This is a genomic window from Rhodococcus sp. ACS1, from assembly GCF_002300155.1.
GTDB lineage: Bacteria > Actinomycetota > Actinomycetes > Mycobacteriales > Mycobacteriaceae > Rhodococcus_F > Rhodococcus_F koreensis.
Map to the genome: position 1 here is coordinate 1,424,095 of NZ_NSDZ01000005.1, position 26,903 is coordinate 1,450,997.

Annotated in this window: 1 protein-coding gene; it reads left to right on the plus strand. The window is 71.2% G+C overall.

The window, feature by feature from the left end; all coding sequences use genetic code 11:
- A complete protein-coding gene (locus CJ179_RS27305; protein WP_095863430.1) occupies positions 1–26,805 on the plus strand; it encodes a non-ribosomal peptide synthase/polyketide synthase in 26,805 nt (8,934 codons plus the stop codon).
- The last annotated feature ends 98 nt before the right edge of the window (positions 26,806–26,903 follow it).

Below are 26,903 nucleotides of genomic sequence, written 5' to 3' on the forward strand. Positions count from 1 at the left end.
GTGTGCCCTGGACAAGGTGAAGGACCCGTTCCGGGGGCGGGGGATCCGCGCCGCCCCGCGGACCTGCGCGTCCCGGGACAGCGATCGGACGGTTCCGCCCCGGGCGGCAGTGAACCGATTCCGCTGTCGGCGGCGCAGCGGGCCACGTGGTTCGCTCAGCAACTGGAACCGCGGGTCCCGATCTTCATCGCCCAGTACGTCGAGTTCCGCGGTGCGCTGGACATGGACCTGTTGCGGCAGGAGACAGTGGAGGCGGCCCGCGAATTCGAATCGCCGTTCCTCAAGGTCTACGACGTCGACGGCCGCCCGCTGCAGTACGTGGACCATCGGACGGACACGTCGATCGCGTACGTCGACTTCCGCGCCGAAGAGGATCCGATGTCGGCGGCGCACGAATGGATGGAGCGTGACTACGTCACGCCGATCGACCTGAGCGCAGACCGGCTGGTGGAGACGTCGATCCTGCAGACCGGGGACGCGCACTTCCTGTGGTACAGCAGGATTCACCACGTCGCCCTCGACGGCTACGGTGCGATGACGATGCTGCGCCGCATCGCGCACCGGTACTCCGCGAAAGTTGCGGGCCGCGAACCGGATCCGAACAGGGCGGTCAGCTTGCGGCAGTTGTACGACATCGACAGCCGGTACCGCGCCTCGGACCGTTTCCTGACCGACCGCGAGTACTGGGCGGAGCGGGTCGCCGGGGTCGAGGGCACCACATTGGCGCGGACGGTGGGACACGTGTCCGCCGCCAGCACGGTGGAGAGTGCGGTCCTCTCCAACGACGTCGTGGCCGTTCTCGATTCCCGCGACAGCCCGTCGGCGGCGACCATCATCGCGGCCGCGGCGTGCTACCTGGCGCGGCGCACCGGCAGAACCGATGTGCTGGTGACCATCCCGGTGTCGGCGCGCACGACGGCGGTGCTGCGCAATTCCGGCGGCATGCTCGTCAACGTGGCCCCGATGCCCGTCCGCGTCCGGGCCGAGGACACCGTCGCGGACCTGATCGAGCAGGTCCATCGTGAGCTGGTCGCGGCACTGCGGCACCAGCGGTGCAGCCTCGACGACATCCGACGTGACGCCGGCGACACCGCGTCGACGGAATTGTACGGGCCGATGGTGAACGTCATGTTGTTCCGCCAGGAGGTGGCGCTGGGTTCGCTGGTGGGCGATTTCCACATCGTCACCTCGGGTCCGGTGGAGGACCTGCTGATCAACGTGTACCAGAGCGGCACGCCCACCAGGATCTTCGTCGACTTCCGTGCGAACCCCAGCCGCTACGAGCGTGGCGAACTGCGGGAACACCATCGGCAGTTCGTGGAGTTGCTCGCGGAACTGGCCACCGCGAACCCGGCGTCCCGGGTGGGCGACATCCACGAGGAAAGCGCCCGCATCGGGGAACGGTTGCTGGGCGAGGCCCGGGAAGTCGAGTACTGGCGCCGGCGACTGGATGGGTTGCCCGACCTCCTGCCGTTGCCCACCGACCGGCGCCGGCCCGCCAGGCTGTCGCCGGAGAGCGACCGGGTCACCGTGGTGGTGTCTGCGGAGTTGCACCGCCGGGTGGGCGCGCTGGCCGAAGACGCGGGCACCGCCGGCCGCACGGTGTTCCTCACCGCCCTGTCGATCCTGCTCGGCCGGGTCACCGGGAGCAGCGACATCGCCGTCGGGACGGCAGTGGACGTGGGCGACCGCACGGACACCGTGGTGGTGCGTTCGCGGTACGCGGGCGAGGTGTCGTGCCGCGACTACCTGGCCCACGTCCGAGACGTCGCCGCGGAGGCGTTGTCGCACACCGGGGTTCCGTTCGACCGTCTGGTGCAGGAGCTCGGCGTGTCGGTGTCGGAGGCGTACGCACCGATCGTCCAGGTGCTGCTCGACACCAGGCCCCCCGGCTCCCCGGATGCGGAATTCCCCGGCCTCGACCTGTGCGTGTCCGTGACGGAAGCGGTCGGCGAGTCGGGGGGACTGGCCGGGGCCACCGTCGAATTCGGTTTCGCCGCAGACCTGTTCGACGCCCACACCATCCGGGTGGCGGCCGAACGGTACCTGCGCATCCTCGGTGCGATGGCGGCCGATCCGGACGTTCCGGTCGGTGACATCGAGATCCTGTCCGTGGCCGAACGTTCCGCGTTGACACCGGTCCGGGGCCTGCCTGCCCGGTCAGAGCGCACCCTGCCCGGCCTGTTCGCCGATGCCGCGGCACTGGATCCGGCAGCAACGGCCCTGACCCGGCAGGGCGAAGAATTGTCCTACCGCGAGCTGGACCGGTGGTCGACGCAGGTCGCGCGCGTGCTGATCGACCAGGGTGTGGGACCGGAATCGTTCGTCGCGCTGGCGTTGCCGCGGTCGTTCCGGTCGGTGGCGTCCGTCTGGGCGGTCGCGAAGACGGGGGCGGCGTTCGTGCCGGTGGACCCGAACTACCCGGCCGACCGGATCGACTACATGCTTGCCGATTCGGGTGTGGTGCTCGGTCTGACGGAGCAGTCGGTGCGTGGCCGCCTGCACGATTCGATTCCGTGGTGCGTGCTGGACGATCCGGACTTCCAAGCCGAGTGCGCCGTCCGCCCGGACAATCCGCTGACCGACTCGGACCGCATTCGGCCCCTGCACCTCGACAATGCCGCGTACCTGATCTACACGTCCGGTTCGACGGGGCAGCCGAAGGGCGTCACCGTCACCCACCGCGGGCTGGACAACTTCGCCGCCGATCAGCAGGAGCGGTTCGGCGCCACCAGATCGTCTCGAACGCTGCATTTCTCGACCCCCAGCTTCGACGCATCCGTGTTCGAGTACCTGCAGGCCTTCGGAGTGGGCGCGACCATGGTGGTGGTGCCGCCGACCGCGTACGGCGGCGCCGAACTGGCCGACCTGCTGCGGTCGGAGCGCGTCACGCACGGCTTCGTCACCACCGCGGCGCTGGGAACGATCCCGCCCGATTCGCTGGGCGACTTCCTCGACGTGGTCGTGGGCGGCGAGGCCTGCCCGCCCGACCTCGTCGCCCGGTGGGCGCCGGACCGCCGGCTGCACAACGCGTACGGTCCGACCGAGACCACGATCATGGCGAACATCAGCGCACCGATGACCCCCGGTGACCCCATCACGCTGGGTGGGCCGCTCCGGGGCGTCGAGGAAATGGTGCTCGACGCCCGGCTCCATCCGGTACCCGTCGGGGTACCGGGTGAGCTGTACATCGCCGGTGCCGGGTTGGCGCGGGGCTATCACCGCCGCCCGGGTCTCACCGCGGCGCGGTTCGTCGCCGACCCGTACGGCCGGGGCCGGATGTACCGCACCGGCGACGTGGTGCGGTGGCGGCCCGATCACACGCTCGAGTACCTGCGGCGCAGCGATTTCCAGGTGAAGGTCCGAGGGTTCCGCATCGAGCTCGGTGAGATCGACGCGATGCTGCAGACGCATCCGGACGTGCGACTGGCCGTCACCATCGGCAGGCCGGGACCGTCCGGGGACACGGTCCTGGTGTCCTACGTCGTCCCGGCTCCGGGCAGGCCGATCGTGACGTCGGAACTACTGCGGCAGGTGCGGAACCGGTTGCCGGCGTACATGGTTCCCTCGGTGATCGTGGTGCTGGACGAGATCCCGCTGAACCCGGTCGGGAAGCTGGACCGCGCGGCGCTGCCGGAACCGCGGTTCCTGTCCGCGGCCGCCGAGTTCAAGGCGCCTGCCGACCCGGTCGAGGAGTCGATCGCCGAGGTCTTCACCGACGTCCTCGGCGTCGAACGGATCAGTGTCGACGACAGCTTCTTCGACCTCGGCGGTAACTCGCTCGTCGCGACGCGGGTGATCGCCCGGGTCAACGCGGCACTCGGATCGGACGTCGGGGTGCGGGCGTTGTTCGAGGCGCCCACCGTCGAACTGCTGGCGGCGTACGTCCGCCGGGCAGGCACCGAATTCGTGGACCGGCCGCCCCTGACCGTCGGGGATCGGCCCGATCGGATCCCGTTGTCGCTGGCGCAGCAGCGGATGTGGTTCCTCAACCAGTTCGACACGTCGTCGGCGGCGTACAACATTCCGATGGCAGTGCGCCTTACCGGACCTCTGGACGCGGACACGTTGCGGGCCGCGGTCGGGGACGTGATCGAGCGGCACGAGTCGTTGCGCACCGTGTATCCGGCATCGGAGGACGGCCCCTACCAGGTGGTGGTCGACACCGCGGAGGTCGCCCCGGACCTCACCCCGCACGTCGACGGCGACGAGTCGCTGCACGACCGGATCGGGACGCTCCTCACCGGTGGGTTCGACGTGAGCACGAAGGTCCCGCTGCGCGGGGCCCTGTTGTGGACCGGTCCGGACGAGCACGTGCTCGTGATCGTGGTGCACCACATCGCTGCCGACGGGGCGTCGCTCGCGCCGCTGGCCCGAGACCTGATCGTCGCCTACTCGGCGCGCCGGTCCGGGACCCTGCCGAGCTGGGAACCGCTGCCCGTGCAGTACGCCGACTTCAGCATGTGGCAGCGTCGACTGCTCGGCAGTGCCGAGGACCCGGACAGCCTCATGTCCCGGCAACTGCAGTACTGGCGCGATGTGCTGGCCGACCTCCCGGAGGTCAGTGCCCTCCCGCTCGACCGGAACCGGCCGGTCACCCGCTCGCTCGCGGGTGCGACCGCGGCGTTCCCGATCGATGCCGGCCTGCACCGGAAACTGCTCCTCCTCGCACGCGAACACAACGCGACGCTGTTCATGGTGATGCACGCGGCGCTCGCCGTGCTGCTCTCGAGGATGACCGGGTCGGGTGACGTCGCCATCGGCACCCCGATCGCGGGTCGCGGTGAGGCGGCGCTGGACGACCTCGTCGGGATGTTCGTCAACACGCTGGTGCTGCGGACTCCGGTGGAATCGGGTGACGTGTTCACCGACGTGCTGGCCCGGGCCCGCGACACGGATCTGGGCGCGTTCGGGCATACGGACGTCCCGTTCGAGAGCGTCGTCGACGAGCTCGCTCCGGGCCGGTCGACGTCCCACTCGCCGCTGTTCCAGGTGCTGCTCGAATTCCAGAACACCGTGCGTGCCCACCTCGAACTGCCGGGCCTGACCGTGGAGGCGGTCGACGTCGACCCGGGGGTTGCCAAATTCGACCTCCAGCTGTCGCTCGCCGAGTACCACGACGAGAAGGGCGCCGCCGCGGGGATGTCCGCCGCCTTCCTGTACGCGACGGACGTGTTCGACCGGTCGTCGGTGGAGGGGTTCGGGGAACGCTTCGTCCGGGTGCTGCGGGCGGTGGTCGACGACCCGGCGGTGGTGGTGGGGGACATCCCGGTTCTCGGTGCGGTCGAGCGCGAGCTGGTGCTGGACCGCTGGAACCGTGAGGGTGTCGCCGCCGACGCGCAGACCGTGGTCGAGTTGTTCGCGCGGGTGGCCTCGGCGACCCCGGACGCCACCGCGATCGTGTGCGGCGACGAGACGCTGACCTACGGCGAACTGGACGAGCGGGCGAACCGGTTGGCCCGGTTGCTGATCGCCGAGGGTGTGGGAACCGAGTCGCTGGTCGCGGTGATGGTCGATCGCACACCTGCCCTCGTGGTGACGTTGCTGGCGGTGCTCGCCGCCGGTGGCGGGTACGTGCCGGTCGACACCAGCTATCCCGCCGAGCGGGTGGCAGCGATGTTCGAGGACGCGCGACCCGTGTGCGCCGTGGTGAGCGCGGAATTCGCGTCGCTGGCGCCGGCCGGAATTCCGGTGGTGGCGATCGACGATCCGGACACGGTGGGTGCGGTGGCCGAACTGTCCGGGCTGCCGGTCACCGACTCGGACCGGTTGCAGCCGCTGTGGGCCGACGCCGTCGCGTACGTCATCTTCACGTCGGGATCGACGGGGCGGCCGAAGGGCGTCCAGGTGTCGCATCGGTGTGTCGTCACCCTGCTCGCCAACACCCGAAAGCTTTTCGGGTTCGACTCGTCCGACGTGTGGACGCTGTTCCACTCGTACGCTTTCGACTTCTCCGTCTGGGAACTGTGGGGTGCGCTCGTCCACGGCGGCCGGCTGGTGCTGGTCGACTACTTCACCGCGCGGTCGCCGGACACGTTCCTCGAACTGCTCCGCCGGGAACGGGTGACGGTGCTGAACCAGACGCCGACCGCGTTCTATCAGCTGACGGAGGCCGATCGTGCAGCGAGCGCCGTCGAGGACGGCGACGCAACGCCACTGTCGTTGCGGCACGTGATCTTCGGTGGCGAAGCCCTCGACGTCGGGCAACTGGAGCGGTGGTACACCCGGCACGACGACCGCGCCCCCGTGCTGGTGAACATGTACGGCATCACCGAGACCACCGTGCACGTCAGCTACCTCGCCCTCGACCGGGCGCTGGCGGCCTCCGTACCCGGCTCGGTGATCGGCGGCGGACTCCCCGGACTGCGCGTCTACGTCCTCGACGGCCGGCTGCATCCGGTACCCCCCGGGGTGGTGGGAGAGCTGTACGTGTCCGGAGACCAGGTGACCCGCGGCTACATCGGGCGGCAGGGGCTGACCGCGACGCGGTTCGTCGCCGACCCGTTCGACCACCGCCGGGCCGGGACGCGCATGTACCGGTCGGGCGACGTCGTGAAGTGGGGTGCGGGCGGGCGGCTCGAGTATGTGGGGCGCAGCGACTTCCAGGTGCAGCTGCGCGGATTCCGGGTGGAACTCGGCGAGGTGGAGGCCGCCCTCGGCGCGTGCGCCGGGGTGGCGCAGTCGGTGGTCGTGGTGCGCGGCGACGAGCGGGACGGCGACCGGCTGGTGGGCTACGTGGTCCCGGAGGCGGGCGCCGACGTCGACGCGGCGGCGGTTCTCGCCGCGGTCGGGGCGAGCGTGCCGTCGTACATGGTGCCGGCGGCGGTGGTGGTGATCGACGCCCTGCCCCTGACGGTCAACGGCAAGCTCGACCGGAAGTCGCTGCCGGACGCCGACTTCGGCACGGCGACGGTGGGATTCGTCGCCCCACGCAACCCGGTGGAGGAGATCGTCGCCGCCGTGTTCGCCGACCTCCTCGGCATCGTCCGGGTGGGGGCGAACGACAGCTTCTTCGCGCTCGGCGGAAACTCGCTGACCGCGACCCGGCTCGTCGCCCGCGTCAACGCGGCAGTCGGCGACCGTCTGGGCGTGCGGGACGTGTTCGACGCCCCGACCGTCGCCGGGCTGGCCGCCCGCGCCGAGGCTGGGGAATCCCGGGCGGAATCCCGGCCTGCGCCCGCCCCGCGGGATCCGTCGCGGGAGGTCCCCGTCTCGCTGGCGCAGCAGCGTATGTGGTTCGCCAACCAGTTCGACACGGCCAGTGCGGCATACAACGTCGCGATCGCACTCCGCCTCACCGGCACGCTCGACGTGACTGCGCTGCAGGCGGCCGTCACCGACGTCGTCGAACGTCACGAATCCCTCCGCACCGTCTTCCCGCTCACCGACGCCGGCCCACGGCAGGTGATCCTGCCGCCGGAGACCGTGGCGCCCGATCTCACACCTCACCCCGTCGCGCCGTCGGACGTCGGCGCGGAACTCCACCGCCTGCTCTCCGCGGGATTCGACGTGACCACGGAGGCGCCGCTGCGGGCCCGGCTGTTCGCGGCAGGCGAGCACGAGCACGTGCTGGCCGTGGTGGTGCATCACATCGCGGCGGACGGCTTCTCGATGGTCCCGCTCGCCCGCGACGTCCTGTCGGCGTACACGGCCCGCGCCCGCGGCGCCGCACCCGACTGGACTCCTCTGCCCGTCCAGTACGCGGATTACACACTCTGGCAACGGGACCGGCTCGGCGACGAACACGACGAGGAGTCGCCGCTCGCCCGCCAACTCCATTACTGGACGGCGGCGCTCGCCGACATCCCCGACGTGCTGGAACTGCCCACGGACCGGCCCCGCCAGGCCGCCCGCACCCTCGGCGCGGGCCGCGTCGAGTTCGGGATCGGCCCGGATCTCCACCAGGGTGTCGTGCAGGTCGCGCGCAGGCACGGGTCGACCGTGTTCATGGCGCTGCACGCCGCGCTGGCGGTCCTGCTGTCGCGGCTGAGCGCGTCGGACGACGTCGCCGTGGGCACACCCATCGCGGGCCGCGGCGAGGCCGAACTCGACGACCTGGTCGGGATGTTCGTGAACACCCTCGTGCTCCGCACCCCCGTCGACGGCGCCCGCACGTTCGCCGAACTGCTCGCGCAGGTCCGTGAGGCCGACCTCGGGGCGTTCACGCACGCGGACGTGCCGTTCGAACGCGTCGTGGAGAGTCTGCGTCCCTCCCGTTCGACGGAGTACTCACCGCTGTTCCAGGTCATGCTCGAATTCCAGAACACCGAGCGCCCCGAGCTGGAACTGCCCGGCCTCCACGTCGAACCCCTCGAGCTCGAGTTCGACACGATCAACTTCGACCTCCAGCTGACCCTGCGGGAGAACGTCGACGCCGACGGTCGTCCCGCGGGGATCAGCGCGGCGCTGGGCTACGCCACCGACATCTTCGACGAGGACACGGTGGCCGTGTTTGCCGAGCGGCTGGTCCGGATCCTCGGCGCCGTCACCGACTCGCCGGACGTCCCGGTCGGCGACGTCGACGTCCTCGGCGCCGGCGAGCGGGCCGCACTGACGCCGGTGAGCGGGGGGCCCGGCGTGCCGGCGCGGACGCTGCCGCAGTTGCTGACGGCCGCTGCCGCCGTGGACCCGGATGTCGCGGCACTGGTCTTCGACGGACGCCGGGTGTCCTACCGGGACCTCGACGAGCGGTCGGACCGGCTCGCCCGGCTCCTGATCGGGCGGGGCATCGGCCCGGAACAGGTGGTGGCGCTGGCCTTGCCGCGGTCCATCGAATCCGTCCTCGCCGTCTGGTCGGTGACCAAGACCGGGGCCGCGTTCCTGCCGGTCGACCCGAACCATCCGGCCGAGCGCATCGAGTACATGCTCGGCGATTCGGGCGCCGTCACCGGTCTCACCACGGCCGCGGTGCGGTCCGCCCTGCCGGCGTCGATCCCGTGGCTGGTGCTGGGCGACCCCGGGACCGACGCCGAGCTGTCGCTGTTCCCGGCGACGGCGGTGACCGACACCGACCGCTCGTCGGCCCTGCACGTCGACCACCCCGCGTATGTGATCTACACGTCGGGATCGACCGGCACACCGAAAGGTGTGGTGACCACACACCGCGGGCTGGCGAATTTCGCTGCGACGGAGCAGGGCACGTTCGGCACGACCACGGGGTCCCGGACCCTGCACTTCGCGTCGCCGAGCTTCGACGCCTCGGTGCTCGAGCTGATGCTGGCGGTCGGACCGGGCGCGACGATGGTGATCGCGTCCCCGTCCGTCTACGGCGGCGACGACCTGGCGGACCTGCTGCGGCGCGAGCGGGTCACGCACTGCTTCGTCACGCCGGCGGCGCTCGCCTCGGTCGATCCCGCCGGCCTCGAGAGCGTGCAGTGCGTGGTGACCGGCGGCGAGGCCTGCCCGCCGGAACTGGTGGCACGGTGGGCGCCGGGCCGGGCCATGTTCGACGCGTACGGTCCGACCGAGGCGACGGTCGTGTCGAGCATCAGCACGCCGCTGGCGCCGGGCGAGCCGGTCACGATCGGCGCGCCGACGCTCGGGTTCACCGAGACCGTCCTCGATCAGCGACTGCATCCGGTGCCGGCAGGCGTGGCCGGGGAGCTGTACCTCGCGGGCCCCGCGCTCGCCCGCGGCTATCACGGCCGGCACGCCCTCACCGCGGAACGCTTCGTGGCCAACCCGTTCGGGCCGCCGGGCAGCCGGATGTACCGGACCGGCGACCTAGTGAGCTGGACGGCGGACGGGCAACTCGACTACCTCGGGCGCACCGACTTCCAGGTGAAGATCCGCGGATTCCGAATCGAACTCGGCGAGGTGGAGTCGGCGCTGCTCGCCCACGAGAACGTGGCGGCGGCAGTCGCCGACGTGCGGCGGGACAAACGGTCCGGCGACCGGCTGATCGGGTACGTCGTCCCCGAACCCGGCGCGGCCGTCGATCCAGGCGAGGTCCTGCAGTTCGCGGGCACGCGGCTCGCGTCGTACATGGTGCCCGCCGCCGTTCTGGTGATCGCGGCGCTCCCGGTGACGGTGCACGGCAAGATCGACCGGAAGGCGTTGCCGGAACCAGACTTCGGTGTCACCGTCACCGACAGCCGGCCGCCGCGCACCGAGACGGAGGCGCTGCTCGCCGGCCTGTTCCGGGATGTGCTGGGACTCGCCTCGGTGGGCGTGGACGACTCGTTCTTCGCGCTGGGCGGCGACAGCATCATGTCGATCCAGCTGGTGGCCCGCGCGAAGGCCGCGGGACTGATCCTCTCCCCGCGGGACGTGTTCGAGCGCCGGACCGTCGCCGGTCTCGCCGAGGTGGCCCACCACGAACGCGCTGATGCCGTGGTGCTGGAGGAACTGCCCGGCGGCGGAGTCGGCCCGGTGCCGCTGACCCCCGTCGTCGCGTGGATGCTCGACCGCAGCGGCGGCAGGCTGGAGCGGTTCTCCCAGTCTGTGCCGGTCACCGCACCACGCGGCCTCACCCGCGAGGATCTCGCCGCCGCCGTCGACGCCGTGCTGGACCGCCACGACATGCTCCGCGCGCGACTCGCCGCCGACGAGGCGGGGCGGTGGGCGATGACGGTGCTGCCGACCGGATCGGTGCGCGCCGACGCGCTGATCCACCGCGTGCCCGTGACGTCGTTCGACACCGGCGACTTCGCTGCGGTGGCGAGAGTGGAATTGAACGCGGCGGCCGACCGGCTGGACCCGGCCGCGGCCAGCATGGTGCAGGTGCTCTGGTTCGACGGCCCGGACGGGCAGGGGCGTCTGCTGCTGGTCGCGCATCATCTCGTCGTCGACGGCGTGTCCTGGCGGATCCTGATCGCGGATCTCGCGGCCGCCCATTCCCACGTAGCCGAGGGTCTGCCCGCCGCACTGCCGGCGGTCGGGACGTCGATGCGGCGATGGTCGCACGGGCTCACCGATGCCGTGCGGTCCCGGCGCGCCGAAGGCGCACTGTGGCAGTCGATCCTGGACGGCCCCGATCCGCTTCTCGGCTCCCGGCCGCTGAATCCGGACGTCGACGTCGACGCCACGACGGGCCGCGTCGTCGTCGACGTGCCCACCGGCGTCACCGACGCACTCCTCACCACCCTTCCCGCCGCGTTCCACGGCGCCGTCGGCGACGGCCTGCTCACCGCCCTCGCACTGGCGATGATCCGGTGGCGGCGGCACCGCGGGGTCGACACGGCCGACGTGCTGATCAACCTCGAGGGCCACGGCCGCGAGGACCACGTCGTGCCGGGCGCCGACCTGTCCCGCACCGTCGGATGGTTCACCACACTGTTCCCCGTGCGACTCGACCTCACCGGCATCGACGTCGAAGCCGCACTCGCCGCCGACGACGCGGCCGGGGCCGCGACCGCCGACGACGCGGCCGGGGCCGCGACCGCCGACGACGCGGCCGGGGCCGCGATCAAGGCCGTCAAGGAACAACTCCTCGCCATTCCCGATCACGGCATCGGGTACGGCATGCTGCGGTACCTGGACCCCAGCGACTCCGCGGGACTGCGCCGATTCCGGCCGCCGCAGCTGAGTTTCAACTACCTCGGCCGGGTGGCGACGAGCGCAGGCGACGTGCCCTGGCTGCCGGTCGCGGACAGCGGGGACCTCGGCGGAACCCAGAACCACGAGATGCCCGCCGCTTGGGTCGTGGATATCAACGCCGCGACCACGGTCCGCGACGGGGCGCCAGTGCTGACGGCGACGTGGTCGTACCCCACCGGTGTGCTCGCCGCCGAGGACGTGGAGGAGCTCTCCGCGCTGTGGGTGCGGGCGCTCACAGCACTCGCCGAGTACGCGAACCGGCCCGGCGCGGGCGGGTTGACCCCGTCCGACCTCGACCTGGTGTCCGTCGGGCAGACCGACATCGACCGGCTGGGGCGCACCTACCCGGACCTCGCCGACATCTGGCCGCTGTCCCCGCTGCAGGCGGGTCTGCTGTTCCACGCCCAGCTGTCCGAGCATCGCCTCGACGCCTATCAGGTGCAGTTGGTCCTCGACCTGCGCGGCACCGTCGACCCGGCGAGGCTGCGCCGTGCCGCGCAGGGCCTGCTCGACCGGCACGCGAATCTCCGCGTGGCGTTCGCCGACACCGGCAACGGACCGGTGCAGGTGGTACTCGATTCGGCGACCGCGCCGTGGACCGACGTCGATCTCTCAGACCTCGACGACAGCGCGTTCCTCGCCGCCGACCGTGCCGTCCCGTTCGAGATGTCCGAGGCCCCGCTGCTCCGATTCACGTTGCTGCGCACCGCACCCAACCGGTACCGGCTGGTGCTCACCCATCACCACATCCTCCTCGACGGCTGGTCGACCCCGCTGGTGATCAAGGACCTGCTCGTCCTGTACGCCACGGACGGCGACGCGACCGCCCTGCCCCGCGTCACGCCCTACCGCGACTACCTGCAGTGGATCGGCAGACAGGACCACGAACGGTCCACGGCCGCCTGGGTGTCCGCCCTCGCCGGCGCGGACGAGCCGACGTTCGTGGCGCCCGCGGCGCACGGCGAACAGTCCTTCGCCGAACCCGAGGACGTGCGCCTCGAGGTGGGCGAGGAGAAGACCCGCGCGCTCGAGTCCCTCGCACGCGAGCGCGGGCTGACGATGAACACCCTCGTCCAGGTGGCGTGGGGGCTGGTGCTGACCACGCTCGGCACCCGGGAAGACGTGACGTTCGGCGCCACCGTGTCCGGCCGCCCACCGGCGGTCGCGGGGATCGAGTCGATGGTCGGGCTGTTCATCAACACGGTGCCCGTCCGGCTGCGCCTGCGCAGGGAGGAGACGCTCGCCGAACTGCTGCAGCGCTTCCAACGCGAACAATCGGCCCTGCTCGATCACCACTACCTGGGACTCACCGAGATCCAGCGCGCCGTCGGGGAGGGCGCCGCGTTCGACACACTCACCGTGTTCGAGTCGTATCCGGTGGACCGCATGGGGCTGTCGGAAGACACCGACATCGGCGGCATGCACGTCGCCGCGATCGAGGGGATCGACTCCACCCACTATCCGTTCACCCTGATGGCGCACGTCGACACGGCACTGCACCTGCGACTGCGGTACCAGCCGAACGTCTTCGGCAGCGAGTTCGCGGAGTCGGTGGCAGCCCGCGTCGCACGTGTCGTGCAGATCCTGCTGTCCGATATCGACACCCCGCTCGCGCACCTGACGCTTTTGTCGGAGGCCGAACTCGAGGAGTACACCGCGGTGTGCGGCGCCCCCGCCGGGCCGCCGAGGACGCTGCCCGAGCTTCTCACGGCCTCTGCCGGGAACCGGCCGGACGCGTCCGCGTTCGTCTTCGACGGACAGGGGACGAGCTACCGGGAACTCGACGAGCGGTCGAGCGCGCTGGCCCGCGTGCTGATCGAACAGGGTGCAGGGCCGGAGACGTTCGTGGCGCTCGGGCTGCCCCGATCACCGGAATCGGTGCCCGCGGTGTGGGCGGTCGCCAAGACCGGAGCCGCGTTCGTGCCCGTCGACCCGACCTATCCCGCCGATCGCATCGAGAACATGCTGGCCGATTCCGGTGCGGCACTGGGGGTGACGACGTCGGCGCACCGGCACCGGCTGCCCGGCTCCGTGCCGTGGCTGGTGCTGGACGATCCGGACTTCGAGCGCACCTGGTCCGCCGCCTCCCCGGCCCGCGTCACCGACCTGGACCGCCGGTCGGTGCTCGACGTCGACCACGCCGCCTACGCGATCTACACGTCCGGGTCCACCGGCAGGCCGAAGGGTGTCGTCGTCACCCACCGCGGTCTGGCGAACCTGCTCACCGAGCAGACCGAGCACTACACCGTGTCGCCGGACTCCCGGTGCCTGCACATCTGTTCACCCAGTTTCGACGTGGCCATCCTCGAACTCGTCCAGTCGTGCGCGGCGGGAGCGACGCTGGTGATCGCGCCTCCCGACGTCTACGGCGGTGCGGAACTCGCGGACCTGCTGCGCCGCGAACGGGTCACCCACGCCTGCATCACCCCGGCCGTCCTGGCCACCGTGGAGCGCGACGGCATCGAGCACCTCGAGGCGCTCGTCGTGGCCGGCGACGCCGTCGGCCACGAACTGGTGGTCACGTGGGGCGCGGACCGGGCGATGTTCAACGGCTACGGCCCCACCGAGGCGACCGTCCTCACCACCTTCAGCGCACCGATGGCGCCGGGAGAACCGGTCACGATCGGGAGCCCCGTCCGCGGCATCGCACTGTCCGTCCTCGACGCCCGGCTGCAGCCCGTCCCGGCCGGGGTGCCCGGCGAGTTGTACATCGCGGGAACGGCTCTGGCCCGCGGGTACCACCGGCGCGCGGCGCTCACCGCGGAGCGGTTCGTCGCCAACCCCTACGGCCGTGGCCGGATGTACCGCACGGGCGACGTCGTGCGGTGGCGTCGCGACCACACCCTCGAGTACCTCGGGCGCAGCGACTTCCAGGTGAAGATCCGCGGTCAGCGTGTGGAACTGGGGGAGATCGATTCCGTGCTCACCACCCACCCGCACCTCGACTTCGCCGCGACCCTCGGCAGGCCGGGGCCGCTGGGCGACACGGCGCTCGTGTCGTACGTCCTGCCGCACGACGGCGAGGAGGTGGCGGCGCCGGACGTGCTCGCGTTCGCGGGCCGCATCCTGCCGAAGTACATGGTGCCCGCGGCCGTGGTGGTTCTCGACGAGATCCCGCTGACCCCGGTCGGCAAACTGGACCGGAAGGCGCTGCCCGCGCCGGAATTCGTAACGGCGACCCTCGGTTACCGGGCACCCACCACTCCGGTCGAGGAGGCCGTCGCGGACGTGTTCGCCGAGGTGCTCGGCGCCCCGCGCGTCGGTGCGGACGACAGCTTCTTCGACCTCGGCGGCGACTCGCTCAGCGCCACCCGGGCCGTCGCGCGCATCAACTCCGCCCTCGACGCCGGGATCGGGGTGGCCATCCTGTTCGATGCGCCCGTGGTGGCCGATCTGGCGGTCCGGATCGATTCGGCCGCGTCGGCGAGGACGCCGTCGGTGGCGCTCTCCGCCGGGCCGCGCCCCGACCGGATACCGCTGTCGCTGGCGCAGCAGCGGATGTGGTTCGTCAACCAGTTCGACACGTCCTCGCCCGCCTACAACATCCCGATCGCCCTGCGGCTGACCGGCGCCCTCGACCGCCCCGCCCTGCACGCGGCGGTCGGCGACGTCGTGGAGCGGCACGAGTCGCTGCGCACCGTGTTCCCCGGGTCGGTCGACGGACCGCACCAGGTGATCGTCGATCCCGGGCCGGCGACCCCCGGCCTCGACCCGGTGCCCGTGTCCGGTGACCGTGCGCTGCGGGACGCCGTCGCGGCACTGGTCGGGACGGGTTTCGACGTGAGCGACGAGATCCCCTTCCGCGCACGGCTGTTCGAATTGGATCCCGAGCAGCACGTCCTCGCCATCGTCGTGCACCACATCGCCGCCGACGGGTTCTCGATGATGCCGCTGGCCCGCGACGTCATGCTCGCGTACACCGCCCGGACCGTGGGGGAGACACCCGGCTGGACGCCGCTGGCGGTGCAGTACGCCGACTACAGCGTGTGGCAGCGGGACGTCCTCGGCGCGGTGGACGATCCCGACTCGGTGATGTCCAGGCAACTGGGCTACTGGGCGGACACGCTGTCCGGTGCACCCGAGGTGCTGCAGATCCCGGTCGACCGGCCGCGCCCCGCCCAGCGGTCGTATCGCGGGGACGTCGTCGAGTTCGACGTGCCGGCGCGGATGCACCGGGCGCTGAACACGATCGCGGCCCAGCACAATTCGACGCTGTTCATGGCCGTGCACGCGGCGTTCGCCGTGCTGCTGTCGCGGTTGTCGGGCACCGGCGACGTCACGATGGGAACGCCGGTCGCCGGCCGCGGGCAGGCGGTACTCGACGACGTGGTCGGCATGTTCGTCAACACGCTCGTCCTGCGGACGGTGGTGGACCCGCGGGCGTCGTTCGGTGAGGTCCTGACCGCGGTCCGGGCCGTGGATCTCGGGGCGTTCGAGCACGCGGACATCCCGTTCGAGCGGCTCGTCGACCACCTCGCCCCCGAGCGGTCCACGTCGCACACCCCGCTGTTCCAGGTCCTCATCGAATTCCGGAACGCGGAGGGCACCCACCTCGAGCTGCCGGGACTCACCGTCGACTCGCTCGACGTGGATCTTCGTGTCGCGAAGTTCGACCTGGAACTGAGCGTCGCCGAGCAGGTCGACGAGGACGGCGCACCCGCCGGACTCGCCGCCGGGCTGCGGTTCGCGACGGACGTGCTCGACCGCGACACGGTGACGCGGTTCGGGGAACGGTTCCTGCGGGTGCTCGAATCGATCGCCGCGGCCGGGGCGCTCCCGGTGGGGGACATCGACATCCTGGACCCGGCGGAGCGGGAGTCGGTGCTGCCCGCGCTCGCCGAACCGATCGGGGCGCACGCGACGCTGGTGGAACTCTTCGAGCGGGCCGCGGAGCGGTCCCGCGACGCGACCGCTGTCGTCTGCGAGGGCGCGTCGCTCACGTACGAAGAACTGGACACCCGGGCGAATCGCCTGGCGCGGTTGCTGATCGCGCGCGGCGCGGGCCCCGAGACCCTGGTGGCCGTCGCCGCCGCACGGTCGGTGGACCTGGTGGTAGCGCTGCTCGCGGTGGTGAAGTCGGGGGCCGGCTACGTACCGGTCGACGTCACGTATCCGGCGGAGCGACTCGCGTTCGTGTTCGCCGACGCCCGGCCGGTATGCGTGCTGACCACTGTGGCCGAATCCGGCGCGGTCCGCGCGAGCGGCGTCCCGGTCGTCCTCGTCGACGGCCCGGAGACGGTGGCCGAACTGGGCCGCACGTCGCCGCTGCCGGTGACCGACCAGGACCGGCGGGGACCCCTGCACCCCGACGCGGTGGCGTACGTCATCTACACCTCCGGCTCGACGGGACAGCCGAAAGGCGTTCAGGTGTCGCACCGCAACGTCGCCACCCTGTTCGCGCACACGCAGCCGCTGTTCCGTTTCGACGCCGCCGACGTGTGGACCATGTTCCACTCGGCGGCATTCGACTTCTCCGTCTGGGAGTTGTGGGGTGCGCTGCTCCACGGCGGCAGGCTGGTGGTGGTCGACTACTTCACCACCCGCTCACCCGACGCGTTCCTGCGATTGCTGCGGGACGAGAACGTCACCGTCCTGAATCAGACCCCCACCGCCTTCTACCAACTCGCCGAGGCGGACCGGGTGTCCGGCGGCACCGAACTGGCGCTCCGCGTCGTGGTGTTCGGCGGCGAGGCACTCGACCTGGGGCAGCTCACCCGCTGGTACACGCGACACGGAGACACCGTCCCGGCGCTCGTGAACATGTACGGCATCACCGAAACCACCGTGCACGTCAGCCACCTGCCGCTGAACGGGGAACTCGCCGAGTCCGCGTCGGCGTCCGTGATCGGCCGGGCCCTGCCCGGACTGCGCGTGCACGTGCTCGACTCCCGCCTGCACCCGGTGCCGCCGGGCGTGGTCGGGGAACTCTACGTGTCCGGCGCGCAGGTGTCCCGCGGATACCTGGGCCGGTGCACGCTCACGTCGACGCGGTTCGTGGCCGACCCGTACACACCCGGATCCCGGATGTACCGGTCCGGCGACCTCGGCCGGTGGAACAGAGACGGGCAGCTGGACTATCTGGGCCGCAACGACTTCCAGGTGCAGGTCAAGGGGTTCCGCATCGAACTCGGCGAGGTGGAATCGGCGCTCCTCGCCTGCGACGGTGTGGCGCAGTCGGTGGTGCTGGCGCGGAACGAGCGCCTGGTGGGCTACGTGGTGCCCGAGGCGGGCCGGGTGCTGGACCCCGCCGGGATCGTCGACACGGTCGGGGGCCGGCTGGCGGCGCACATGGTGCCCGCCGCCGTGGTGGTGCTCGACGCCCTGCCCCTCACCGTGAACGGCAAACTCGACCGCCGGGCGCTGCCCGAACCGGACTACGGCCGGCAGGTGTCGCTCGGCCGCGCACCGGCGACGGAGACGGAACGGATCCTCGCCGGCCTGTTCGCCGAGGTCCTCGGCCTCGACACGGTGGGCGTCGACGATTCGTTCTTCGCGGTCGGCGGCGACTCGATCATGTCGATCCAGCTGGTCACCCGGGCGAAGGCGTCCGGGGTGGTGATCACCCCGCGGGACGTGTTCGAACGCAAGACGGTTGCCGCGCTCGCGGAAGTCGCCACGTCGGGGGAGGAGACGATCACCCTCGAAGAGTTGCCCGGCGGCGGTGTCGGCGAGTTCCCGCTGACCCCGATCGTGCGCTGGATGCTGGGCCGGGACGGCGACTTCCGGCGGTACTCGCAGGCGGCGCTGTTCACGACCCCCGCCGAACTGGACCAGGACACGCTGACGGCGGCGATGCAGGCCGTCCTGGACCGGCACGACATGCTGCGCGCCCGCCTGTACCGCAGCGACCGGGTCGGTTGGACGGCGGCGCAGCCCAACTGGACGATGGCGACCGCGCCGCCCGGGTGGGTACGGGCGGCCGACGTGGTGCGCACGGTGCCGCTCGGCGCCGCGGACTCGTTCACCGACGCCGCGTCCCGCGAATTGGACGCCGCCGCAGGCCGCTTGGACCCCGAGTCGGGCGTGATGGTACAGGCGGTGTGGTTCGCGAGCACCGAGGAACCCGCCACGGCGGGACGGTTGCTGATCGTCGCCCATCACGTGGTGGTCGACGGCGTGTCGTGGCGCATCCTCGTCCCCGATCTCGCCCTCGCCTGCGCCCGGGTGCTGTCCGGTGAGGCAACCGCCCTGCCCGCCACCGGAACGTCGATGCGCACCTGGGCGCACGCACTAACCGACGTGGCGCAGGAACCATCTCGCACAGCCGAACTCGGCCTGTGGCGGCAGATGCTCGACACCCCCGACCCGCCGCTGGGGTCGCGGCCGCTGACCCCGGCCGACGTCCAGACCTCCGACGTCGAGGTCCAGCTTCCCGTCGCCGTCACGGAGACGCTGTTGACGTCGCTCCCGCAGGCGTTCCACGGGAACGTGGCAGACGGGTTGCTGACGGCGCTGGCGTTGGCGCTCGTCCGGTGGCGCCGGCGCCGTGGGATCGAGTCTTCCGCAGCGCTCGTGAATCTCGAAGGGCACGGTCGTGAGGAACACGTGGTCCCCGGCGCCGATCTGGCCCGCACGGTCGGCTGGTTCACCACGATCTTCCCGGTGGGCCTCGACCTCGACGGTGTGGACGTCGAGGAGGCGTTCGCATCGGGCCCCGCCGGCGGCGATGCGGTCAAGGCGGTGAAGGAGCGGCTGCACTCGATCCCCGACCACGGCATCGGGTTCGGGCTTCTCCGGTACCTCGACGACGACACGGCCCGGGAACTGTCGGCGCAGGCGAGTCCGCAGGTGAGTTTCAACTACCTCGGCAGGCTCGGGGCGGGCACCGCCCCCGGCGGCGACTGGATGCCGGTCTCCGACGCGGGACTCGCCGCCGCCGCGCACTCCGGGTTGCCCGCGGCGGCCGTCGTCGACGTGAACGCCAGAACCACCGACACCGCCGCCGGCCCCGTACTCACCGCGACGTGGTCGTTCCCCGTCAGGGTGATCGCGGCGGAGGACGTCGGCGAACTCGCGCGACTGTGGGTGCGGGCGCTGGAGGCCCTGTCCGAGCACACAAGGTCGGGTGGCGGCGGCTTCACCCCGTCCGACCTGAACCTCGTCCGACTCGGCCAGAGCGCGATCGACGACCTCGAACGCCGGTACCCGGCGATGACCGACGTCTGGCCGTTGTCGCCGTTGCAGGCGGGCATGCTGTTCCACGCCGAACTGGCCGACGAGTCGGTGGACGCCTACCTCGTCCAGCTGATTCTGGACCTCGCCGGCGACGTCGACGCGGCACGGTTGCGCCGGGCCGCAGGCGCGCTCCTCGACCGTCACCCGAACCTTCGCAGCGCGTTCTGCCACGACGCCGACGGCGGGGCCGTGCAGGTCGTCTCGGGCCGGGTTGCCGCGCCCTGGCGGGAGATCGACGTGAGCGGACTGGACGCGGACGCGGCGGAAGCCGAGATCGAGCGACTGCTGGCCGCCGACCGGACCACCCCCTTCGACATGGCCACCGCACCGCTGATCCGGTTCCTGCTGGTGTGGACGGCGGGCGGCCACTGCCGACTGGTGTCGACGAACCACCACATCCTGCTCGACGGCTGGTCGATGCCGCTGATGATCCGGGAACTGCTCACGCTGTACGCCACGGACGCCGACCCCTCGCCACTGCCCCGCGTGCGGGATTACCGCGACTACCTGGCGTGGATGAGCGGGCGCGACAGGGGCATGTCCGCGCGGGCCTGGGCGGACACTCTGGACGGGGTCGAGGAACCGACGCTGCTGATCCCCGCGGACCGGGCGCGGCAACTGTCGACCGTGTCGCGGGAATGGGTGTTCGACCTCGACGAGGACCGGACCGACCGGCTGCGCGAATCCGCGCGCACCCGCGGGCTCACGCTCAACAGCATTCTGCAGACGGCGTGGGGCATCGTGCTGGGAATGCTCACCGGACGCGACGACGTCGTGTTCGGTGCCACCGTGTCCGGCAGGCCGCCGGAACTCGCCGGCATCGAGACGATGGTCGGGCTGTTCATCAACACCGTGCCGGTGCGGGTCACGCTTCGCCCGGACGAGATGCTCGGCGCGTTGCTGGAGCGGGTGCAGGCCGAGCAGGCGGCGATGCTCGACCACCACTACACGGGTCTCGCCGAGATCCGGGACGCCGCGGGCCCCGGCGTCGGGTTCGACACCCTCACCGTGTTCGAGTCGTACCCGGTGGACCGGGCCGGGCTGTCGGAAGACACCGACATCGCCGGGCTCCGCGTCACCGGCGTCGACGCCCGCGACGCCGCCCACTACCCGCTGAGCCTCGTCGCGTCGGCGGCGGCGAGCCTGCACCTGAAGTTCGAGTACATCCCCGACCTGTTCGCCCCCGGAGAGGTCGAGGACATCGCCGACCGGGTGGTGCGGGTGCTCGACGCCTGCGCCGGACCCGACGTGCCACTGGCCCGGTTGTCGCTGCTCACCGAGCGGGAACGCGAGGAACTGGTACCGGTCCGCGGTGGCCCGGCCGCGTCCGTCCGCACACTCGCGCAGATCTTCACCGACGCCGCCGCGGTCGACCCGGATGCGGTCGCCCTGTCGTCCGGCGACGTCGAGGTGTCGTACCGGGAGCTGGACGAGCGGTCCACCCGGCTCGCTCGCGTTCTGATCGGCCGCGGTCTCGGTCCGGAAATGTCGGTGGCCGTGGGTGTTCCGCGTTCGATCGAGTCGGTGCTGTGCGTGTGGGCGGTGGCCAAGGCCGGGGCCGTGTTCGTGCCCGTCGACCCGAACTATCCCGACGAACGCATCGCGCACATGCTCACCGACTCGGAATGCGCTCTCGGACTGACGACGTCCGAGCATCGTGCCCGGCTGGCCGGGAGCACGCGCTGGCTCGTCCTCGACGATCCCGAGTTCGGCGCCGAGTGCGCGGCCGGTTCCGCGGCACCGGTCGACGACGGCGACCGCACGGCACCGGTCACTCTCGACTCCGCCGCGTACGTCGTCTACACGTCGGGCTCGACCGGAATGCCGAAGGGCGTCACCGTGACGCACCGCGGCCTGGACAACTTCGCCAAAGACCAACTCGCCCGTTTCGGGGCGGACTCGGAGTCCCGGACGCTGCACTTCTCGACCCCGAGCTTCGACGGATCCGTGTTCGAATACCTGCAGGCGTTCGGTGCCGCGGCGACGATGGTGATCGCGCCGCCCACCGTGTTCGGCGGCGACGAACTCGCCCAGCTGATCCGCGACCGGCGGGTCACGCACGCGTTCGTCACCACCGCGGCGCTCGCATCCCTCGACCCCGCGGGGCTGGATCTGTTCGCGGACGTCGCGGTCGGCGGCGAGGCCTGCCCACCCGAACTCGTGTCCCGGTGGGCGCCGGGACGCCGGTTGTACAACGCGTACGGGCCGACCGAGACCACCATCATGTCCAACATCAGCGATCCCCAGACCCCGGGGGAGCGCATCACCATCGGCGGACCGATCCGCGGTGTCACGGAACTGGTGCTGAATTCCCGGTTGCAGCCGGTCCCGGCCGGGGTTCCGGGGGAGTTGTACCTCGCAGGCGCGGGACTGGCGCGCGGCTACCACCGCCGCCCCGGGCTCACCGCCACCCGGTTCGTGGCCGACCCGTGCCGGCCCGGTGAGCGGATGTACCGCACCGGCGACGTCGTGCGCTGGACCCCCGGACTCACCATCGAATACCTGGGCCGCAGCGATTTCCAGGTCAAGGTCCGCGGGTTCCGCATCGAACTCGGCGAGATCGACACGACACTCGCGGCGGTCCCCGGCGTCCGGTTCGCGGTCACGGTCGCCTACCTCGGCCCGGCCGGCGACACGCTCCTCGCGTCCTACGTCGTACCCGCCCCCGGGCACACCCTCGACACCGGCGACCTCACCCGCGGTCTCGCGAGCAGACTGCCCGCCCACATGATTCCGTCGTCGATCACCGTGCTGGACGAGATCCCGCTGAACGCCGTCGGCAAGTTCGACCGCAAGGCCCTGCCCACCCCCGAATTCGACGTCGGCACCGCCGAATACCGGGCACCGGCCGACCCGGTGCAGGAGACGGTGGCCGGCGTCTTCGCGGAGGTACTCGGACTGGACCGGGTGAGCGCGGATGCGGGATTCTTCGATCTCGGCGGCAACTCGCTGAGCGCCACCCGCGCCGTCGCCCGCCTGCGCGCCGCGCTCGACACCGACATCGGCGTGCGGGCGTTGTTCGAGGCGCCCACGGTGGAGGCGTTCGCCGCGCGCATCGAGCATGCGGGAGCGGGTCCGTCCGGCCGTCCCACCCTGACCGCCGGGGACCGCCCCGCCCGCATCCCGCTGTCCTACGCGCAGCAGCGCATGTGGTTCATCAACCAGTTCGACACGAGTTCGCCCGCCTACAACATTCCGATGGTGGTGCGGCTTACCGGCGACCTCGACGTGGATGCGCTGAGGCTGGCGGTCACGGATGTCGTGACCAGGCACGAGTCGCTGCGCACCCGATTCCCGCTCCGTGACGGCGAACCGGTGCAGGAGATCCTCCCGCCGGCGGCGCCGATGGCTCCGCCGACCGCGGTCGCGGACGACGGCCGGCTCCGGGAGGAACTCACCCGGCTGGTGTCGGCCGGCTTCGACGTCGCCGCCGCCGTCCCACTGCGCATCGCCCTGTTCTCCCTCGACACCGTCTCTCTCGACACGGTCTCCCTCGACACCAGGACCCATGTGCTCGCCGTCGTGGTGCACCACATCTCGGCCGACGGCTTCTCGATGGCACCGCTGGTGCGGGATGTGATGGTCGCGTACGAATCCCGCGCCCACGGTCGCGTTCCCGCGTGGACGCCGCTACCGGTCCAGTACGCCGACTACACACTGTGGCAGCGCAGGCTGCTGGGTTCGGAGGACGACCCCGAGTCGCTGATCTCGCGGCAGCTGTCCTACTGGGAGTCCGCGCTGGCCGGGCTGCCGGAACTCCTCGAACTGCCCACCGACCGCCGACGTCCCGCACAACAGTCGTTCCACGGCGACCGGGTGGGCTTCACGATCGACGCGGGGCTGCACGAGCGGATCCGGGCGGCGGCGCGCGAGCACCGGTCCACCGAGTTCATGATCGTGCACGCCGCACTCGCCGTCCTTCTCGGGCGGCTCGGCGGCACGGGCGACGTGGCGATCGGCACCCCGATCGCCGGCCGCGGCGAGGCGGCGCTCGACGACCTCGTCGGCATGTTCGTCGGCACGCTGGCCCTGCGCACCGCGATCGAGGCGGGGCAGCCGTTCCGCGACCTCCTCGCGCAGGTCCGCGACGCCGATCTCGGTGCCTTCGCGCACGCCGACCTGCCCTTCGAACGGGTGGTGGACGCCGTCGGCCCGGTGCGCTCGACCGCCCACTCGCCGCTCTTCCAGGTGTCGCTCGAATTCCAGAACACCGAGAATCCCGCGCTGCGGTTGCCCGGGCTGAGCGTCGAGGGACTCGATCCCGACCTCGCCGTCGTCAAGGTGGACCTCGAGGTCATCCTCGACGAGCGATTCGACACCGACGGCACCCCGGCCGGCATGACGGGGGCGATCGACTACGCGACCGATCTGTTCGACGCCGACACGGTGCTGGGTTTCGCGGAACGGTTCGTGCGCATCCTCGACTCCGTCACCGCCCAACCCGGAATTCCGGTCGGCGACATCGAGATCCTCGGCACCGACGAGGTCGCGGCGCTCACCCCGGCGCGCGGAGCACCCGACGCACCGAACGTCCTGCTGCCGGACCTGCTGACGGCCGCGGTCCGACTCGACCCGGACGCCGACGCGCTGTCGTACCGGGGCCGGGCGATCACGTACCGCGAACTCGACGAAACCTCGAACCGGCTGGCGCGCCGCCTGATCGAGTCGGGTGCCGGTCCGGGAACCACTGTCGCGCTGAGCCTGTCGAGGTCGATCGAATCGGTGCTGTCGGTGTGGGCCGTCGCCCGCACGGGCGCCGCGTTCCTGCCGGTCGACCCCGGGTATCCGCTCGACCGGATCGAGCACATGCTCACCGACTCGGGTGCCGTGTCGGGGGTGACGGTCCGGGAACACCGAGATCGGCTGCCCGCCGCCGTGACCTGGATCGTGCTCGACGACGTCCGGGATGCCGACCGGATCAGGACGCAGTCGCCCGGCCCGGTCACCGACGCGGACCGGACCGCGCCGCTGCACGAATCGCATCCCGCGTATCTCATCTACACGTCCGGATCCACAGGCGTCCCCAAGGGTGTGGCCGTCACGCACCGCGGCCTGGCGAACCTCGCCGCGGAGGAGCGGGACCGCCTCGCCGTCACCCGAGGCTCGCGGGTGCTGCACTTCGCGTCGCCGAGTTTCGACGCATCCGTCTTCGAACTCGTCATGGCGTTCTGCGCGGGTGCGACGCTGGTGATCGCACCGCCCACGATCTACGGCGGCACCGAACTGGCCGCGCTGCTGAGCGACGAGCGGGTGTCTCACGGATTCGTCACCCCGACCGCGCTGGCGTCGATGGACCCGCTGGGCTTCGAGTCGCTGCGGACTCTGGTCGTGGCTGGTGAGGCCTGCCCACCCGAACTCGTCGCCCGGTGGGCGCCGGGCCGCCGGATGTTCAACGCCTACGGGCCGACCGAGACGACGATCATGTCGAACATCAGCGACCCGCTGGTGCCGGGCGACCCGATCACACTCGGCGCACCCACCCGCGGCGTCGCGGAGGTCGTGCTCGATTCCCGGCTGCGCCCGGTGCCGGTCGGTGTGGTCGGTGAGCTGTACGTCTCGGGCCGCGCCCTGGCCTCCGGGTATCACCGCCGGTCCGGCCTGACGGCGTCCCGTTTCGTGGCCGTCCCCTGGGGCGCCCCCGGCGACCGGATGTACCGCACGGGCGACGTGGTGCGGTGGCGCCGCGACGGCACCCTCGAGTACGTCGGGCGCAGCGATTTCCAGGTGAAGATCCGCGGGTTCCGCATCGAGCCCGGCGAGATCGACGCCGCACTCACCACCCACCCCGACGTCGGGTTCGCCGTCACGATCGGCCGGGACGGGCCGGCCGGGGAACCGCTCCTGGTCTCCTATGTGCGGCCGGTCGGCGGCGCGGACGTCGACACCGCGGAACTGTCCCGCCTCGTCGCCGAGCGGCTGCCGTCCCACATGGTGCCCGCCGCGATCGTCGTGCTCGACCGGATCCCGTTGACGCCGGTGGGCAAGCTGGATCGCGCCGCGCTGCCCGCTCCCGAGTTCCTGTCGGGCACCCGCTTCCGGCCGCCCGCCACCGACCTCGAGGCGGCGGTCGTGGACGTGTTCGCCGAGGTGCTCGGTGTGGACCGGGTCGGGGCCGACGACAACTTCTTCGAGAGGAGCGGCAACTCTCTGCTGGCCACGAAGGCGGTCGCCGCCTTGCAGGAGCGACTCGACCGGAAGATCCCGTTGCAGTGGATGTTCCTCGATCCCACACCGTCCGGCCTCGCCCGCAGGATCGCACTGCCGTCGGCGGAGGGCGCAGTGACGGAGGCGCTGGCGGTGGTGATTCCGCTGCGCACCGAAGGCACCGGACGACCGCTGTTCTGCGTCCACCCGGGAATCGGGCTGTCCTGGGGGTATGCGGGCCTCGTCCGGTATCTGCCCGCCGACCGCCGCGCGTACGGTCTGCAATTGCCCACGATCAGCGGGGACGGCGAGTACCGGTCGATCGAGCAACTCGCGCACCGGTACGTCGAGGAGATGAAGGCCATTCAGCCGGAGGGACCGTACGACCTGCTCGGCTGGTCGCTGGGCGGGGTCATCGCCCACGCGATGGCCGTCGAACTCCAGCGGGCAGGCGAAAACGTCGCGACCCTCGCCGTCATGGACAGCTATCCCGACAACGGCGAGGACCCGCTGTTCGGGAAACTCGACATGCGGGATCTGCTCCGCGGGCTGGGCCTCGTCGTCGCCACCGACGCCGAAGTCACGTACGAACGCGCAGCGCAACTGCTCAACGAATCGTGGGGTAGCGACTCCGGGCTGCGCGGAGAACACCTCGAGCGGATCAACGCCGGATACGAGAATTCGCGGGAACTCGTCCATCGGTTCGAGCCGCAGGTCTACGACGGCGACCTGCTGATCTTCCCCGCGACCGGCGAAGACGACGGCACCACCCGCGCCCGGTCGGTGGACGAGTGGCGACCGCTGGTGACCGGCCGGATCGCGGAGTATCCGGTGGACTGCGGGCACAACGACATGATCGAGCCGCAGTCCCTCGCCGTCATCGGGCCGGTGCTGTCGAGGTATCTGGGCGCCGATCGCACCCCGCGCCACGACGACCGAATCGGCTGAATGCGGCCACGCCGCTGTGCGACTATGGGGTCTGTGCGCCCTGTGGATGGCGAACGAACGACCTGGGGGACGGGGAAGAACTACCGCCTCCCGCATTC